At 69.7% G+C, this 15,789-nt stretch carries 13 protein-coding genes; 6 read left to right on the top strand and 7 right to left on the bottom strand.

All coding sequences use genetic code 11. The annotated features are described in order from the left end of the window. Positions 1-18 precede the first annotated feature (18 nt). Complete coding sequence (locus DXT68_RS06755) at positions 19-789, bottom strand: isocitrate lyase/PEP mutase family protein (protein ID WP_045255360.1); 771 nt, start codon at positions 787-789, stop codon at positions 19-21. Between the two features lie 660 nt (positions 790-1,449). Between DXT68_RS06755 and DXT68_RS06750 the strand changes: the two genes are divergently transcribed. Together DXT68_RS06750 and DXT68_RS06745 are read left to right on the top strand one after the other, a co-directional pair. Then, complete coding sequence (locus tag DXT68_RS06750; protein ID WP_045255361.1) at positions 1,450-2,865, top strand: RNB domain-containing ribonuclease; 1,416 nt, start codon at positions 1,450-1,452, stop codon at positions 2,863-2,865. Positions 2,866-2,922: 57 nt separating this feature from the next. Then, entirely contained in the window at positions 2,923-3,615 is a 693-nt protein-coding gene (locus tag DXT68_RS06745) for a nucleotidyltransferase domain-containing protein (protein ID WP_045255362.1), read from the top strand. Between the two features lie 7 nt (positions 3,616-3,622). Here the strand turns inward: DXT68_RS06745 and DXT68_RS06740 are convergent, their stop codons facing one another. Beyond that, positions 3,623-4,489 (bottom strand): alanyl-tRNA editing protein, encoded by an 867-nt coding sequence (locus tag DXT68_RS06740; protein WP_045255363.1) that lies wholly within the window; start codon positions 4,487-4,489, stop codon positions 3,623-3,625. Between the two features lie 138 nt (positions 4,490-4,627). Next, the gene (gene ispG, locus DXT68_RS06735) at positions 4,628-5,779 is read right to left on the bottom strand and encodes a flavodoxin-dependent (E)-4-hydroxy-3-methylbut-2-enyl-diphosphate synthase (protein ID WP_174233197.1); all 1,152 of its coding nucleotides are present in this window, start codon (positions 5,777-5,779) and stop codon (positions 4,628-4,630) included. A gap of 229 nt (positions 5,780-6,008) precedes the next feature. Between ispG and DXT68_RS06730 the strand changes: the two genes are divergently transcribed. Continuing rightward, on the top strand, positions 6,009-7,892 hold the full coding sequence (locus DXT68_RS06730) for an anthranilate synthase family protein (RefSeq protein ID WP_045255364.1): 1,884 nt from the start codon (positions 6,009-6,011) through the stop codon (positions 7,890-7,892). A 79-nt stretch (positions 7,893-7,971) separates the two neighbouring features. On the opposite strand, the gene DXT68_RS06725 is transcribed toward DXT68_RS06730, so the two are convergent. After that, on the bottom strand, positions 7,972-9,288 hold the full coding sequence (locus tag DXT68_RS06725; protein ID WP_045255365.1) for a M50 family metallopeptidase: 1,317 nt from the start codon (positions 9,286-9,288) through the stop codon (positions 7,972-7,974). A 134-nt stretch (positions 9,289-9,422) separates the two neighbouring features. Here DXT68_RS06725 and DXT68_RS06720 point away from each other — a divergent pair, with 134 nt between their 5' ends. Continuing rightward, positions 9,423-11,042, top strand: a complete 1,620-nt coding sequence (locus DXT68_RS06720) for a Mur ligase family protein (protein WP_045255366.1) — start codon at positions 9,423-9,425, stop codon at positions 11,040-11,042. A 58-nt stretch (positions 11,043-11,100) separates the two neighbouring features. On the opposite strand, the gene dxr is transcribed toward DXT68_RS06720, so the two are convergent. Continuing rightward, a complete protein-coding gene (dxr, locus tag DXT68_RS06715) occupies positions 11,101-12,183 on the bottom strand; it encodes a 1-deoxy-D-xylulose-5-phosphate reductoisomerase (RefSeq protein WP_045255367.1) in 1,083 nt (360 codons plus the stop codon). Positions 12,184-12,221: 38 nt separating this feature from the next. Further along, complete coding sequence (locus tag DXT68_RS06710) at positions 12,222-13,214, bottom strand: FKBP-type peptidyl-prolyl cis-trans isomerase (protein ID WP_045255667.1); 993 nt, start codon at positions 13,212-13,214, stop codon at positions 12,222-12,224. A 123-nt stretch (positions 13,215-13,337) separates the two neighbouring features. Between DXT68_RS06710 and DXT68_RS06705 the strand changes: the two genes are divergently transcribed. Further along, positions 13,338-14,117 (top strand): lysophospholipid acyltransferase family protein, encoded by a 780-nt coding sequence (locus DXT68_RS06705; protein WP_045255368.1) that lies wholly within the window; start codon positions 13,338-13,340, stop codon positions 14,115-14,117. A 41-nt stretch (positions 14,118-14,158) separates the two neighbouring features. Here DXT68_RS06705 and DXT68_RS06700 read toward each other — a convergent pair whose 3' ends face one another. After that, positions 14,159-14,653: an OsmC family protein gene (locus DXT68_RS06700; RefSeq protein ID WP_045255369.1), complete on the bottom strand. Its 495-nt coding sequence runs from the start codon at positions 14,651-14,653 to the stop codon at positions 14,159-14,161. 82 nt (positions 14,654-14,735) lie between these two features. On the opposite strand from DXT68_RS06700, the gene DXT68_RS06695 reads away from it, so the two are divergent. Beyond that, entirely contained in the window at positions 14,736-15,731 is a 996-nt protein-coding gene (locus DXT68_RS06695; RefSeq protein ID WP_244268222.1) for an asparaginase, read from the top strand. Positions 15,732-15,789 lie beyond the last annotated feature (58 nt).

Below are 15,789 nucleotides of genomic sequence, written 5' to 3'. Positions count from 1 at the left end.
ACTCGCCTTCGCGGTGGATCAGTTGAGCGCGGGCAGACCGTTGGGGATCACGCCGCCGGCGTACAGGCTCGCCGCCAGCTCCTGCGTCGCGGTGAGCGCGACACGCTGCGGAAGCGGCCCGTACGAGATGCGGGCGACGCCGAGCTTCTCGTACTCGGAGGCCGCGAGGGTGCCGGGGAGACCGATGACGCTGAGCTTCCCCTCCCCGAGACCCTCCACGAGCTGGCGGGTGACGGCCGCGTCGAGCATCCCCGGGACGAACACCGCGGTGGCACCCGCGTCGAGGAACGCGCGGCCGCGCTGGATCGCATCGGCGACGCTCTCGGCGACCGGGCGGTGGCCCGCGCGCACGAATGCGTCCGTGCGGGCGTTGAGAGCGAACGGCACCCCCTCGGCCTCGGCGGCCTTGACGATGGCTTCGACGGCGGCGACGGACTCGTCGAAGGGCTTGAGGCGGTCCTCGATGTTGGCACCCACCACACCTGCGGCGATCGCGAGGCGGGTCGTCTCGCCGGCGTCGCCGTATCCGTCGTCGAGATCGGCGGTCACGGGCACCGGGACGGCCGCCGCGATGCGACCGACCATGTCGATCATGATGTCGCGGGTGATGGTGCCGTCTTCGAAACCGAATGATGCGGCGATGCCGTGCCCTGCGGTGGCGATGGCCTTCGTCTCGGGGAGTGCAGCGACGGCGCGGGCGGAGACGACGTCCCACACATTCACGACGCGGAGGATCTCCGGTGCTTCGTAGAGTCCGATCAGGGTCTGGGCTTTCGCAGCAGTGGTCATGCCCCCACGCTAACGCCCAGCATTCCGGTCGGGGCCGGACGGACACGCGAATCACAGGTTCCGGATGCCGAGCAGGTGCGCTCATAGGTCGCTCCGCAGCGATCCAGTACCGTGTTCCGACACCTCACGGCGCGAGACCAGCGATGCCGTTCTCCGACCTGCGGGCACTCCGCTCGAGCGTGTGACGTCGACCACACGCGTGACCACGCGACAGGGGGGACCACCGAGACCGACAACCTCGGCGATCTCTGCCGACGCCTTAATTCCCTCACACATCGCACCCCTGGCATGTCGACCATCTCGGCGACGGCGTCTTCGCCTGGACCAGTCCGACGGGACAGACCTATGTCGATAAACCCCCGACGCAGAACACCACGACCACGGAAGACGACATGTCACCGCCCTTCTGACGAGTCCGCCGAGGCACGCCCCCCGAGGATGTGCGGGTCCACAGCGCCGCCTGGCCACAGCGCCGCCTGGCCACAGCGTCGCCTGGCCGCAGCGCCGTCTGTTCACAGCGTCGCCTGTCCACAGCGTCGCCTGTCCACAGCGTCGCCTGTCCACAGCGTCGCCTCACCTCGAAACCTCCTTCTACGACATCTCTTTCTTCCGCACTCCGCGTCGCGCCGCGACGCCGCAGCGCGCGACATAGTGTGGGGCATGCCTCAGCGCCGATCCCACGTTGCTCCGTCCGCCGCACAGACGGAACTCGCCGCGGCACTCGCCGCGCTCAAGGAATCCCTGGAAGCGCCCGCCGACTTCCCGGCTGCGGTGCTCGCCGAGGCAGCGGCGTCGGAGGCCGCCGCTCCCGGACTCGACCTGCGCGACATCGCGTTCGCCACACTCGATCCCCGCGGGTCCCGTGACCTCGATCAGGCCTTCCACCTCGAGCGGCGGGGTTCCGGATACACCGTCCGCTACGCGATCGCCGACGTGCCCGGATTCGTGACCCCTGGCGGCACGGTTGACGAGGAAGCACGCCGTCGCGGGCAGACGTTGTACGCGGCCGACGGCACGATCCCGCTGCATCCGAAGGTGCTGAGCGAGGATCGCGCGTCACTGCTGGCGGATGTGGACCGCCCCGCGCTCGTCTGGACCTTCGCTCTCGATTCTGCGGGAGTCGTGGAGGACTTCCGCCTCGAGCGAGCCCTGATCCGCTCGCGCGCGCAGCTCGACTACGCCAGCACGCAGGCGGCGCTCGACCGGGGCGAAGACGGGCCGGCCGCGCTGCTGCCGGAGATCGGCGCCCTGCGGATCGCCCAGGAGAAGCTCCGCGGCGGAGCGAGCCTGAATCTTCCGGACGAAGAGGTCGTTCGCGGCGTCGACGGAACCTACTCGATCGAACGTCGGCATCCCCTTCCCGTCGAGGAATGGAATGCGCAGCTCTCCCTCATGACCGGCATGGCCGCCGCGTCACTGATGATCGACGCCGGCATCGGCATCCTGCGCACCATGCCGCAGCCCGATGAGAGGTCCTTCGCCGCATTCCGTCATCAGACCGAGGCCCTCGGCCGACCCTGGACGACCGGGAGGTACGGCGACTACCTGCGCGAGCTGGATCGCGCAGACCCCATGACCCTCCCGATCCTCGAGGCGGCGGCGTCGCTGTTCCGCGGAGCGGGGTACGTGACTTTCGACGGCCCGGTGCCGCCAGAGACGGAGCAGGCTGCCATCGCCGCTCCGTACGCGCACGCCACGGCACCTCTGCGTCGTCTCGTCGACCGCTGGTCGCTCGCGATCTGCCTCGCCGTGTCCGAGGGACGTGAGGTGCCGGGCTGGGTTCGCGAGTCCCTCGCCGATCTCCCCGCACTGATGCAGGAGTCCGGTCAACGGGCGTCCAGGCTCGATTCCGCGACGATCAACTGCGTCGAGGCCGCACTGATGACTCCCCTGGTCGGCTCCACGGTCGGTGCGACAGTGATCGAGGTCCGAGGCGAGCGGGCGACGGTCCAGATCGCCGCCCCCGCCGTCACCGCCTCGGCGCCGCTCCCGGAGGGCGCCGTGCCAGGAAGCACCGTGCAGCTTCGAGTGGTGCGCGCCGACATCACCCGGGGTGAGGTCGAGTTCGCCGTCTGACTCGCTCGCCGCTGCCTCGGCGCCGGAACGCGCAGGGCACGGCGTTACGCTTGCGGCGTGGACCACCTCGCTGTCGCTGAACGATTCGTCGCTGCCCGCTACCCCGGAACGGACATCGCCATCGTGGCGGGAAGCACGGCACGCGGCGAGCGCACCCCGACGAGCGACATCGATCTGCTGCTCCTCGGCGATGCGCTCTTCGAGACCGAGGACCAGACGAGCGAGGCCTCGACTCATGAGTTCGAGGGCGAGATCATCGAGGTCTTCGCGTATACACCCGCGGGTTTCGAGGAGTGGGCAGACCGAGGTGTGGCACAGCACAGACCGGTGATCGTGCACATGCTCGTCGAAGGCACCCCGTTCCGAGACGACGGCCGCCTGGCCCCGCTCCGAGATCGCTGGCAAACCGCCCTCGACGCGGGCCCGTCGCTCAGTCCGCAGGAGTCCGCCTTCCGTCGCTACGTCATCACCGACGTGCTCGACGACCTCAGAGACGCCGCCGACCCGCTCGAGCAGCAGGTCGAGGCCGCCATCCTGTTCGAGAGGATCGCGGAGCTGATGCTGCTCAGCGAGGGACGCTGGATCGCGACGGGCAAATGGCTCCCCCGGCGCCTCCGTACACTCAGTCGCGAGCGTGCCGACCGGCTGAGCATCCCGCTGCTCGACCGCGACTACACGACGTTCGCCGACCGTGTCGGCGACGAGCTCGATCGTGCCGGCGGCCGCGTGCAGAGCGGCTTCGTGCGCTGAGCACGGCTCACGACGCAGGCACAGCCCGCGTCGTCATGACCAGCAGCTGCGGATCGGTGAGGTCGAGAGTCACGGAGATCGAGACGAACTCGGCGAGAGACCCCACGTGCGTGCCACCGCACAGGATCTCTGCCGTGCCCTCGGGAAGCTCGCACTGCCAGCTGCGTCGGTCCACGATCGTCGGACCTTCCGTCGTCACCCGGCTCGACGCGCCGGACTCGACCCACGCGGCCAGCTGGGCGTTGATCGACGCCTCACGGTCCGCGAGAGTCGCGGCGAACGTCTCGGTGTCGAACCCCGCCCTGCGCAGGCTCTTGCCCAGGCGGTACTCGTCGACGGCGCCGTCCGCATGGATGCGGCTGGACTGATTGGCCTTGGCCTCGAAGTTCGGGGCGCCGAGAGCATCCTCCCCCGGATCCTTGCGCCACAGGTCCGCGAGCGCACGATCGAGCGCCAAGGACGCCAGGTGGCAGGCGGTGTGTCCCCGACTCAGCCCGGCCCGTCGGGACGAATCGACCGACAGCTCCACGCGTGCGCCCTCGACCAGCCAGGAAGGGGCGTCGCCCTCGATGGGATGGCCGACGAGCCACGTCCACCCTTCACCGCCGCGCTTGACGGGGATGTCGGAGCCGACGGCGAACTGCCCCTCGTCGGAGACGGCGGCCATCACAGCCTCGGACACGCGGACGACAGAACCGTCGAGCGTGATCTCGCCGCTGTCGCCGGGCTGATCCGGCCACGTGTGATCGACCGGGTGGAACGGTGTCGCCTCCACCACGACGACGACACCCGCGGATGTCGACTCGACACTGGTGACGATGCTCGACCCCGAGACATCTCCGCCCGCGAAGGACACGATGGTTGACGAGGACATGAGACTCCTTGAGAGGTTCATGACGAGCGCCGCCCCTCGCAAGAAGGGTCGTGCGCTCGAATCGGGTTGAGAACGAGTCCCGGCGGCGGGGTCGAGACGACTTGCGCGATCGTGGGTGCGTCGGGGCGTGCCCGGCCGTCAGACCGTGACGACCTGCGCGGTGCCGAGAGGAGCCTCAGGTCCCATCTCGGCGGCGATCCGGTTGGCCTCTTCGATCAGGGTGGCGACGATGTCGGCCTCAGGCACGGTCTTGATGACCTCGCCCTTGACGAAGATCTGCCCCTTGCCGTTGCCCGAGGCGACACCGAGATCGGCCTCGCGCGCCTCGCCCGGCCCGTTCACGACACAGCCCATGACCGCGACGCGCAGCGGGACGGTCATGTCCTTGAGCCCCTCGGTCACGTTCTCGGCGAGCGTGTAGACGTCGACCTGCGCGCGCCCGCAGGAGGGGCACGAGACGATCTCGAGCTTGCGCTCTCGCAGGTTCAGCGACTGCAGGATCTGGTGGCCGACCTTGACCTCTTCGGCCGGAGGCGCCGAGAGGGACACGCGGATGGTGTCGCCGATGCCCTCCCCGAGCAGGATGCCGAACGCCGTGGCGCTCTTGATCGTGCCCTGGAACGCGGGCCCCGCCTCGGTGACGCCGAGGTGCAGCGGCCAGTCTCCCCGCTCGGCGAGCAGACGGTACGCCTTGACCATGACGATCGGGTCGTTGTGCTTGACCGAGATCTTGAAGTCGTGGAAGTCGTGCTCCTCGAACAGCGAGGCCTCCCAGACGGCGCTCTCGACGAGGGCCTCGGCCGTCGCCTTGCCGTACTTGGTGAGGATGCGACGGTCGAGCGATCCGGCGTTCACGCCGATGCGCAGGGAGACGCCCGCGGCCTTGGCCGCCTCGGCGATCTTGCCGACGTTGCCGTCGAACTCGCGGATGTTGCCGGGGTTCACGCGCACCGCGCCGCATCCGGCGTCGATCGCCGTGTAGATGTAGCGGGGCTGGAAGTGGATGTCAGCGATCACCGGGATCTGGCTCTTCATCGCGATGATCTTCAGCGCGTCGGCGTCGTCCTGGTGAGGCACGGCCACGCGGACGATCTCGCAGCCGGATGCGGTGAGCTCCGCGATCTGCTGAAGCGTCCCGTTGATGTCGGTGGTCTTCGTGGTGGTCATCGACTGCACGCTCACGGGAGCGTCGCCGCCGACCAGGACCTTGCCCACCTTGATCTGGCGGGACTTGCGACGCGGGGCGAGGACTTCGGGGATCTTCGGCATCCCGAGATTGACTGCTGGCACACCCCCAGCCTACGCCGCCCTGATGCGCGCAGGCTGGAAGAAGGCCACTCGGGACCTCGGTCACGCGAACGGGGCCGCGGTCGGCGGTGTGATAGTTTTCAGGCCATGCTCGCGAACCTCACCTGGTGGCCCGCCTCCTAGGCGGTGTGTTCGCGTTCCCACGAATCCAGACCGCCTCCGGGGCGGTCTTTTCGTTGAGCCGAGCCGGAGCCACGCACAGGAGACATCGATGACCCTCTCACGTCTTTCCGAGCTCACCGCGGATCCCGCGGCATCTTTCGTGCTCATCGCGCGCGACGGCACCGACTCCGTCGAGCTGCTGACCGGCGACGTCCTGGATGTCGATCTCCTCGCCGACATCCCGCTCACGATCGACGGCGCTGCCCGCGAGATCTTCGCGATGGTGCCGTACCGCCAGGTGCGAGAGCGCGGATTCGTGGCCCAGGACGACGGAGCACCGCTGCGATGCCTCGTCGTCGACGAGCACCTGCAGCTCCCGACCGCCGAGCTGCTGGCCGCTCTGCCCGGCGACCCTGTTCCGCTGCGAGACGGCGGCTTCGACATCCCCGACGCGGAGTACGCGCAGATCGTCACGACCGTGATCGCCGACGAGATCGGACGGGGCGAGGGCGCGAACTTCGTGATCCGGAGGGACTTCACGGCCCACATCGATGTCGACGACCGCACGGCCGCGCTGACCTGGTTCCGTGCCCTGCTCACCCACGAGCGTGGGGCGTACTGGACGTTCGCCGTCGTCACCCCCGGCCATATCGCCGTGGGCGCCAGCCCCGAGGCCCACGTCGTGGCACGGGGCGGCGTCGTGACGATGAACCCGATCTCGGGCACGTTCCGTCACCCGGCGGGCGGCGCCACGAAGGACACTCTGGTCGACTTCCTCTCCTCCACCAAGGAGACCGAGGAGCTGTTCATGGTGGTCGACGAGGAGCTCAAGATGATGAGCGCGGTGTGCTCCGACGGTGGGAGGATCACCGGCCCGCACCTCAAGGAGATGTCGCGGCTCACGCACACCGAGTACATGCTCCGCGGCCGCAGCGCGCTGGATCCCCGCGACATCCTCCGCGAGACGATGTTCGCGCCGACCGTGACCGGCTCCCCCATGCAGAACGCCTGTGCGGTCATCCGTCGTCATGAGCGCAAGCCGCGCGGGTACTACTCCGGCGTGGCCGCTCTGTTCACCCCCAACCCCGAGGGCGGACACGATCTCGACGCCCCGATCCTCATCCGCACCGTCTACGTGCACGACGGCGCGCTCAGCGTGCCGGTGGGCGCCACCCTCGTGCGTCACTCCGATCCGCACGGCGAGGTGTCCGAGACCCACGGCAAGGCGGCCGGCGTGCTCGGTGCCATCGGCGCGATCGACAGGGACGGTGCCGCAGAAGCTCGGGAGGACGCCGACGCCCCCGGCGCGCGGCGCTCCCTCGCCGCCGACCCGACGATCGAGTCCCTGCTCGCCTCGCGCAACGCCCGACTCGCGGATTTCTGGCTCAACCCGCAGGGCGACGACCTCTCCGGTCCGTTCCGCGGCACCTCGGCCGTCGTCGTGGACGCCGAGGACCGATTCACCACGATGCTGGCGCACCAGCTGCGCCATCTCGGCCTCGACGTCACGAATCGCCCCTGGAGCGAGGTGACGGACGACGAGCTCGCCGCCGCCGACCTCGTCGTCGCCGGCCCCGGTCCCGGCGACCCGCGCGACCTGGACAGCCCGCGGATCGCCCGCATGCGCGAGGTCGTCTCGCGTCGGGTCGACACCGGCTCCCCGCTGCTCGCGGTCTGTCTGAGCCATCAGATCCTCAGCGACGGCCTCGGCCTCGCCCTGGTACCCCTCGACGCCCCGCACCAGGGACTCCAGAAGGCGGTGCCGGTGTTCGGCGAGGATGCATCGATCGGCTTCTACAACACGTTCACCGCCAGGGTGACACCCGGAACGACGTCGGCGGGGTCCGCCGACGTGTCAGCGGACCCCGCGACGGGCGATGTCTACGCGCTGCGAGGCCCGCACTTCGCGTCCGTGCAGGGACACCTCGAATCGATCCTGTCGCGCGACGGGATCCGCACGCTCGAGCGACTCGTCTCGCACGCCCTGTCCTGATTCCCCGGTCGGCTCAGCCTCCGGGCTGAGCCGACTGCGATCAGCCGCCGGGCTCAGCCGCCGCGATCAGCCGCCGCGATCAGCCGCCGAAGAGCTTCACGGGGTTGAACACGTCGGCGAGCAGCAGAACCGCCCCCATCGCGATGAGCAGCGTCGCGACGACCACCGTGAGCGGCACGAGGCGCGTGGCGTCGACCGGCGCGGGCGGCGGGCGACGGAACAGCTTCGCCCAGGCACGGCGAATGCCGTCCCACAGCGCCACGACGACGTGACCTCCGTCGAGCGGCAGCAGCGGGATCAGGTTGAACACGAACAGCGCCACGTTCAAGGAACCCAGCAGACTGAGCAGCACCGAGAAGCGGTTGAGCACAGGGGCGTCCGTGGCGGCGACCTCGCCGGCCAGGCGGCCGACTCCGACCACGCTCAGCGGTCCGTTCGGATCCCGCTCGCCTCCTGTGACCAGAGAGACTCCCACATCCCAGATGCGCACAGGCAGCGTGAGGATCATCGACCCCACGCGTGCGACGGTGTCGCCCGCCATCTGCGGGCCTGCCGAGAACGGCTGCTGCACGAAGCCCATCTGGGCGCCCATGCCGACGTACCCCACATCCTTGACGACGGGCTCGCCGTCGTCTCCGAGAACCGGCTGGCCACTGGCGTCCGTGATCGTGCGCTCGGCCTCGACGGGGGTGATGCTCAGCGTCTTCTCCGCGCCGTCGCGACGGACCACGAGATCGAGGGTCTTGCCGGGCGCCGCCTGCACGATGGCCGTCGCCTCGGCGAAGGTCGACACGCTCTGCCCTCCCACGGACACGAGGACGTCGCCCGGCCGGATGCCCGCCTCAGCGGCCGGCGTCGCGGGGTCATCGGCCGCGCACTCGGTCGCGGTCGATCCGGCGGGGAGGACGCACTCGTTCACCGAGGCGATCGTCGTGGTCCCCTGCTGTACGCCGATGCCTGAGACCAGCACCGTGAAGATCACGACGGCGAGGATCAGGTTCATCAGCGGACCGCCGAGCATGACGATCACCCGCTTCCACACCGGCAGTCGGTAGAACACCCGGTCCTCTGCGCCTGCGGCGATCGTCTCGTCGTTCGCCGACCGTGCGTCCTGCACCAGCGCACGGAAGAGCCCCTTGGCCGGGCCTGCGGCGGTGGATGCCGGGTACATGCCCGACATCGAGATGAAGCCGCCCAACGGCAACAGCTTGAACCCGTACTCGGTCTCCCCGATGCGTTTCGACCACAGCCGGGGCCCGAAGCCGATCATGTACTGGCCGACGCGCACGCCGAAGAGCTTCGCAGGCAGGAGGTGACCGACCTCGTGCAGACCGATCGAGAGGCCGAGGCCGATCAGCATGAACACGATGCCACCCAGATAGAGCAGGACATCCACGTGATCACGTTAGTGCGCGGAGCCTAGGAATGAGCCCCACGAGTCTCCGAGGCCACGATGCGCCGCACCGCGGTGTGCGGGTGGACGTGCCGCACCCGGAGTTCGCGCCGCCGCCGTGAGAGCATGGAGAGGACATGTCGATTGAACAACAACCGAGCCTGCCTCCCGTGCTCCGCCCCGCGAACCCGCCCCGGCGTGAGCTGTCCGAACTCGCCTCCCGATTCGCCCGAGAGGTGCGCGGCGAGGTGAACGGTGTCACCCTGTCAGGGATCACCCTCGCGACCGCCGACCTGCGTGCGGGCGAGGCGTTCGTCGCCATCCGGGGGGTGAATCGCCACGGGGCCGAGTTCGCTGCGGCCGCCGCCGACAAAGGGGCCGTCGCCATCATCACCGACGATGCCGGTGCCGAGATCGCCGCGCCCGCCGGACTACCGATCCTCGTGGTCGACGACCCCCGCGCCGTGCTCGGCGCCCTGAGCGCCTGGGTCTACGGCACCGGAGCGGGCGACCCCCTGCCGCTGCTGTTCGCGACCACCGGCACGAATGGCAAGACCAGCGTGTCGCACCTGCTCGAAGGCATCCTCGACCAGCTCGGCGTCGTAACCGGTCTCTCCTCCACCGCCGAACGTCACATCGCCGGCGAGGTCATCGTGTCGCGGCTCACGACGCCCGAGGCCTCCGAGATGCACGCCCTGCTCGCCCTCATGCGCGAGCGGGAGGTCGAGGCGGTGGCCGTCGAGGTCAGCGCCCAGGCACTCTCGCGGCATCGTGTCGACGGCATCCGCTTCGACGTCGCCGGCTTCACCAACCTCAGCCACGACCATCTCGACGACTACGCCGACATGGACGAGTACTTCGAGGCGAAGCTGCCTCTGTTCCGACCCGACAGGGCGATCCGGGGTGTGGTGTGCCTCGACTCCCCCAACGGCGCACTCGTGGTGGAACGCGCCGAGATCCCGGTGGTCACGGTCGGCACCCCCACGATCGCCGCAGACCCGCAGGCCGCCGCCGCCGCGGACTGGGTGGTCGTGATCGACGACGAGCGCGCCTCCGGCACGACGTTCACGCTGACCGGCCCCGCGGGTGCGCTGACGACGACCGTCCCGGTGATCGGACCGCACATGGCCGCGAACGCCGCCCTCGCCATCGTCATGCTCCTCGAGGGCGGCTACTCCTGGGATCGCATCGTCGAGGCGCTCGACGGGGGACTCATCGACGCGCACCTGCCCGGACGCACCCAACTCGTCTCGGGCGATGAGGGCCCCGTCGTGTTCGTGGACTTCGGGCACTCCCCCGACGCCTTCGAGAAGACGCTCGCGGCCGTCCGCCGGGTCACTCCGGGTCGGGTGCTGATGCTTTTCGGCGCCGATGGCGACCGAGACGCCAGCAAGCGCTACGACATGGCGCGTACCGCGGTCGAGGGCAGCGACATCCTGGTGATCACCGACCACCATCCGCGTTTCGAGGACCCGGACACGATCCGCGCCACCCTCGTCGCCGGTGCGCGCGCCGCCCGCCCGGACGCGGAGATCCACGAGTACTCGCCACCGGAGGCGGCGATCATCGCCGCCGTCGGCATGGTCGGTGACGGCGACTCCATCCTGTGGGCAGGACCCGGACATCAGGACTACCGCGACATCCGTGGCGTGCGGACGCCGTACTCGGCACGGGAGCTGGCGCGTCGCGCGCTGCTCGCCGCCGGGTGGCCCGTCCCCGACTCGCACTGGCCCGTTCCCTACGCCGACCAGGACTGAGAGCCGGCGCGAGCCCAGGTGGGGTCGAGCCGCCGATCGGGTGGACCCGTCGGCGGGATCAGCCCTTCGCGATCAGCTGGTCGGCGGTGCGGCGCGCCCAGGCCTCGGCCTCGGCGAGCGACTCGACCGTCAGGGTGTCGGGGGGCTCGTGCGCGTCGACGACCCGCGAGATCGTGTCGACGATGCCGAGGAACGGCAGCCGCCCCTCGTGGAACGCGTCGACGGCCTGCTCGTTGGCCGCGTTGTAGACCGCGGGGAAGGTGGCCCCGGCGCGACCGACCGCCTTGGCGAGAGCGACCGCGGGGAAAGCTCCGTCGTCGAGCGGCTCGAAGGTCCAGGACGTCGCACTGGTCCAGTCGAGCGGACGTCCGACGCCGCCGATGCGGTTCGGCCAGTCGAGACCGAGCGAGATCGGCAGACGCATGTCCGGCGGCGATGCCTGGGCGATCGTGGAGCCGTCGATGAACTCCACCATCGAGTGCACGATCGACTGCGGGTGCACGACCACCTCGATGTCGTCATAGGCGACGTCGAAGAGCAGATGTGCCTCGATGACCTCGAGCCCCTTGTTCACGAGCGTCGCGGAGTTCGTGGTCACCATCCGGCCCATGTCCCACGTCGGATGCGCGAGCGCCTGTTGCGGGGTGACCTCGCGCAGCTCGTCACGCGAGCGTCCGCGGAAGGGCCCGCCGGATGCCGTGACGACCAGCCGCCGGACCTCTGCGTGCGTCCCGCCGCGCAGGGCCTGGGCGATCGCGGAGTGCTCCGAGTCGACAGGGACGATCTGATCGGGCGCGGCTGCAGCGAGCACGAGCTCCCCGCCGACGATGAGCGACTCCTTGTTGGCCAGGGCCAGCGTACGCCCGGCCTTCAGCGCGGCGAGAGTGGATCCGAGGCCGATGGAGCCCGTGATCGCGTTGAGCACGACGTCGGCCTCGACATCGCGCACGAGCTGCTCGGCCTCGGCGGCGCCCAGCGCGGTGCTCTCGACCTGGAAGGCTGCCGCCTGCTCGGCCAGCATCTCGGCGTTGGAGCCGGCTGCGAGGCCGACGAGCTCGAAACGGCGGGGGTTGGCACGGATGACGTCGAGCGCCTGGGTGCCGATGGAACCGGTGGAGCCGAGGACGATGATGCGACGCATGCCGCCAGCCTATGGCACGCCCTCGGCTCCCGCCGTGCTTACGGAGCCTGCTCGATGGGGGTCGTCGCGAGGATGTCGACGACGAACACCAGGGTCTCCCCCTTGAGGTCGTTCGCGTTGATCTCGCCTTCGCCGTAGCCATCCTTCGGCGGCATGGTCACGACGACCTGAGAGCCGACCTTCTGGCCCTCGAGCGCCATCTTGAACCCGGGAACGACACTGGTGGTCTGGAACTGCGCCGGTGCCGCATCGCGGCTCCAGCTCGAGTCGAACTCTGTGCCGTCCGACCACTTCACCCCGCGATACTGCACCGTGACGAGGTCGCCGGAGGCGACGACGGCGCCATCGCCCTGCTTGAGATCGGCGACCTCGGTCTCGGTCGGAGCCTCGGTGTCGGGGATCGTGATGGTCGGCGAGCCCGCGTCGTCGAGCTCGACCTTCGGCATCCCCTCGGTCGCGTCGACGTCGGACCCGGATGCGATGGTCGGCAGCTCCTCGATGGTCTCGATGTACAGCACGCTGGGGTTGGCCCCCTCCTGCCCGGGAGGAAGTGTCAGCACCACGCTGGAGCCGATCGGAACGCACTCCGCAGCGACCGTGAAGACGGTGGACTGCGTGGGATCGACCATCTGCTGCTGCGGGTTCTGCAGTGCGAGCAGGGCGGAGAGCACACCGTCGGGGCCGCGCTCAGAGGTGCTGAGCACCTCGTTCGTCTTGGCATCGACGAGCTGATAGCGCAGCGAGATGAGGTCGCCGGGCTTGACGTCCTCGCCATCGCCCTCGACGACCACGGAACGCTGAGCTTCGGTCAGGTCGGCATCGGCCGGCACCGTGACCTTGGCGTCCGCGCCGGATCCCTCGACCGACACCGCGTCGGATCCGGCGCCGGACTTCAGATCCGCCAGGCACGAGCTCTGAGCGGAGGCATCCGGCGTCGCGGTCGACTCGGGATCCGCGCCACCGGAGCACCCGGCGAGGAGGAGGGTCGCCGCAGCGACGGTGGACAGGATGATGAGTGGACGCTTGCGCACGATGAGACCTCGGGTTCGCGGGAGGGACACCCCATCATGGCGCACGCCCCTTGGCCGAGGCTGGGAGGCGCGCGCCGGGGCTTCATTCCCACGGCGGCATGGATCCGGGGGTAATCTGCTCTGATGACGTCAGAGCAGTCGGTGGAGCCCGCAACATCGCCCGCAGAGACGCAGGGACCCCGTCACGCGGGATTCGCCTACCGGCTGGGTCGCGGTCTCATCACCCCGCTCGCGCGCACCATCTACCGGCCCCGCATCGAAGGCCGCGAGAACGTCCCTCAGGACGGCCCGGTCATCTTCGCCAGCAACCACCTCTCGTTCATCGACTCCATCGCGATCCCGGTCGCCGCCCCTCGACCGGTGCACTTCCTCGCCAAGTCCACCTACTTCGAGGGCACCGGCATGAAGGGGTGGCTCAGCAAGACCTTCTTCGAATCGATCGGCGCCATCTCGGTGCGCCGGGGCGCCGGCAAGGCCGCGCTCGACGCGCTCGACGTGCAGCGTCAGCTGCTCGACGAGGGACTCGCGGTCGCGCTCTACCCGGAGGGGACGCGTTCGACCGACGGTCGCCTGTACAAGGGCCGCACGGGCGTGGCCTTCCTCGCGCTGCAGACGGGGGCACCGGTCGTGCCGGTCGGCCTGATCGGGACCGACAAGGTGATGCCTGTCGGAGCGAAGGTCCCCACCCTCTCGGAGCGCATCACCGTGCGATTCGGAGAGCCGCTCGACCTGTCGCCGCACGGCGCCGCGACCAGTGGGCGAGCCCGCCGACTCGCGACGGACGAGATCATGGCGGCGATCCACGCGCTCTCGGGCCAGGAACTGGCCGACGCGTTCAACGAGGCCCCCGCGCAGGGGACGATCGAGAAGATCAAGCAGGCGCTGCCGCACGAACGTCGCTGACCGGGTCAGGCACGGGCGCGATGGTGAGACGGCTCGACGGCTCAGTCCTGCGCCGCGCGGACCGTCGCCTCGTGTCGCACCGGGAAGTTCATCGAATTCGCGATGAAGCACCACTCGTGCGCCTGCGCGTGCGCGCGCTCAGCGGCCTCGATCATCGACGTCTCCGCCACCACGACCTCAGGTCGCAGCGTCACCTCGACGAACGCGCCGCCGCCCGCTCCGTCTTCGCGCATGGTTCCGGATGCGCTGTCGCGGTATGACGTCACGACGACACCCTCGGTGACACACGCGTGCAGGTACGAGAGCAGGTGGCATTCGGACAGCGAGGCGAGCAGCAGGTCTTCGGGGTTCCAGCGGGCGGGATCGCCGCGGAAGGGCTTGTCTGCCGACGCGAGCAGATCGGGCTTGCCCGCGACCTCGATCGTCACGTCGCGTCGGTAGTCGCGGTAACCGCTCGTTCCGGTGCCGGAGTTGCCGGTCCAGGTGGCGGTGAGAGCGTAACGGTGCTCGCCGAGAGGCGTCAGACGATCTGCCATGACGTCAGTCTGCCACCAGCCCCGGGCATGCGACGCAGCATCGTTGGCGCGGGAGGACGCCGACCGACGATATCCTGAGGGGGTGCTGGAGACTCTGACCGTTCAGGATGCCGTGGAACTTGCCGTCGTCGAACGGAGCGGCTTCGTCGAATCCCGACATGCAGGGGCGGCGGTGGTGCTCTCGCCCGAGGGCGACGTCGTCGTCCGCCACGGCAACCCCGATGCCTTGGTCCTCCCCCGCTCGAGCCTCAAGCCTCTGCAGGCCGTGGCATGCGTCACCGCGGGCGCCGCGCTCGAGGGCGAACAGCTCGCGATGTCGACCGCGAGCCACAGCGGCACCGACCGCCACGCCGCCCTGGTCCGGGACATCCTCACGGAGGGTGGACTCAACGAGGACGACCTGGCCTGCCCTCCCGCCTGGCCGTCCGACACCGCCGCACGAGACGAGCTGGTGCGCGAGCACGGTGCGCAGACCCGGATCCGGATGAACTGCTCGGGCAAGCACGCCGCGATGCTGCGGGCCTGCGTCGCGACAGGCTGGCCGACCGACGGCTACCTCGACCCGGCGCATCCGCTGCAGGTGCACATCCGTGACGTCATCGAGCGGCTCACCGGCGAGAAGGTCGCGCACACGGCGATCGACGGATGCGGAGCGCCCGTGTATGCGCTCACCCTGACGGGACTGGCCCGCTCGATCCACCGCATCGGCACCGCATCCGACCGCTCGCCGTTCGCTCTGCACCGCGTCGCCGGATCACTGGTGCGCGCGGTTCGCGAGCACCCCTGGACCATCGACGGCCCTGGTCGCCCCGACACCGTCGCGATCGAGAAGCTCGGCGTGTTCGCCAAGAGCGGCGCAGAGGGTGTGATCGTGATGGTCGCCCCGAACGGCACGACTGCCGCGGTGAAGATGCTCGACGGCGGCGCGCGGGCGAGCACCATCGTGGCCGCCACCCTGCTCGCGCGCGCCGGAGGGCTGACCGACGCGGACGTCGCGACCCTGCAGGCGGTGCTCCCGCTCGACGTGCTCGGCGGCGGGCAGAACGTCGGGAGCATCCGCCCCGGCTCAGCCCTCTGAGCCCCGCCGGCTCCGCGCTCTGAGCCGCGCCGGCTCCGCCCCCTGAGCCCCGCCGGCT

Origin of the sequence: Microbacterium foliorum, from assembly GCF_003367705.1 — a bacterium.
Taxonomy (GTDB): Bacteria; Actinomycetota; Actinomycetes; order Actinomycetales; family Microbacteriaceae; genus Microbacterium; species Microbacterium foliorum.
The sequence above is the reverse complement of the archived record's forward strand: the minus strand, read 5'-3'. Positions and strand labels throughout refer to the sequence as shown.

Excerpts from the sequence above, each read along its gene's own strand:
- dxr (WP_045255367.1), bottom strand. The coding sequence starts at position 12,183 with ATGCGTCGCATCATCGTCCTCGGCTCCACCGGTTCCATCGGCACCCAG.
- DXT68_RS06730 (WP_045255364.1), top strand. The coding sequence starts at position 6,009 with ATGACCCTCTCACGTCTTTCCGAGCTCACCGCGGATCCCGCGGCATCT.
- DXT68_RS06700 (WP_045255369.1), bottom strand. The coding sequence starts at position 14,653 with ATGGCAGATCGTCTGACGCCTCTCGGCGAGCACCGTTACGCTCTCACC.
- DXT68_RS06705 (WP_045255368.1), top strand. The coding sequence starts at position 13,338 with ATGACGTCAGAGCAGTCGGTGGAGCCCGCAACATCGCCCGCAGAGACG.
- DXT68_RS06755 (WP_045255360.1), bottom strand. The coding sequence starts at position 789 with ATGACCACTGCTGCGAAAGCCCAGACCCTGATCGGACTCTACGAAGCA.
- DXT68_RS06740 (WP_045255363.1), bottom strand. The coding sequence starts at position 4,489 with ATGTCCTCGTCAACCATCGTGTCCTTCGCGGGCGGAGATGTCTCGGGG.
- DXT68_RS06720 (WP_045255366.1), top strand. The coding sequence starts at position 9,423 with ATGTCGATTGAACAACAACCGAGCCTGCCTCCCGTGCTCCGCCCCGCG.
- DXT68_RS06750 (WP_045255361.1), top strand. The coding sequence starts at position 1,450 with ATGCCTCAGCGCCGATCCCACGTTGCTCCGTCCGCCGCACAGACGGAA.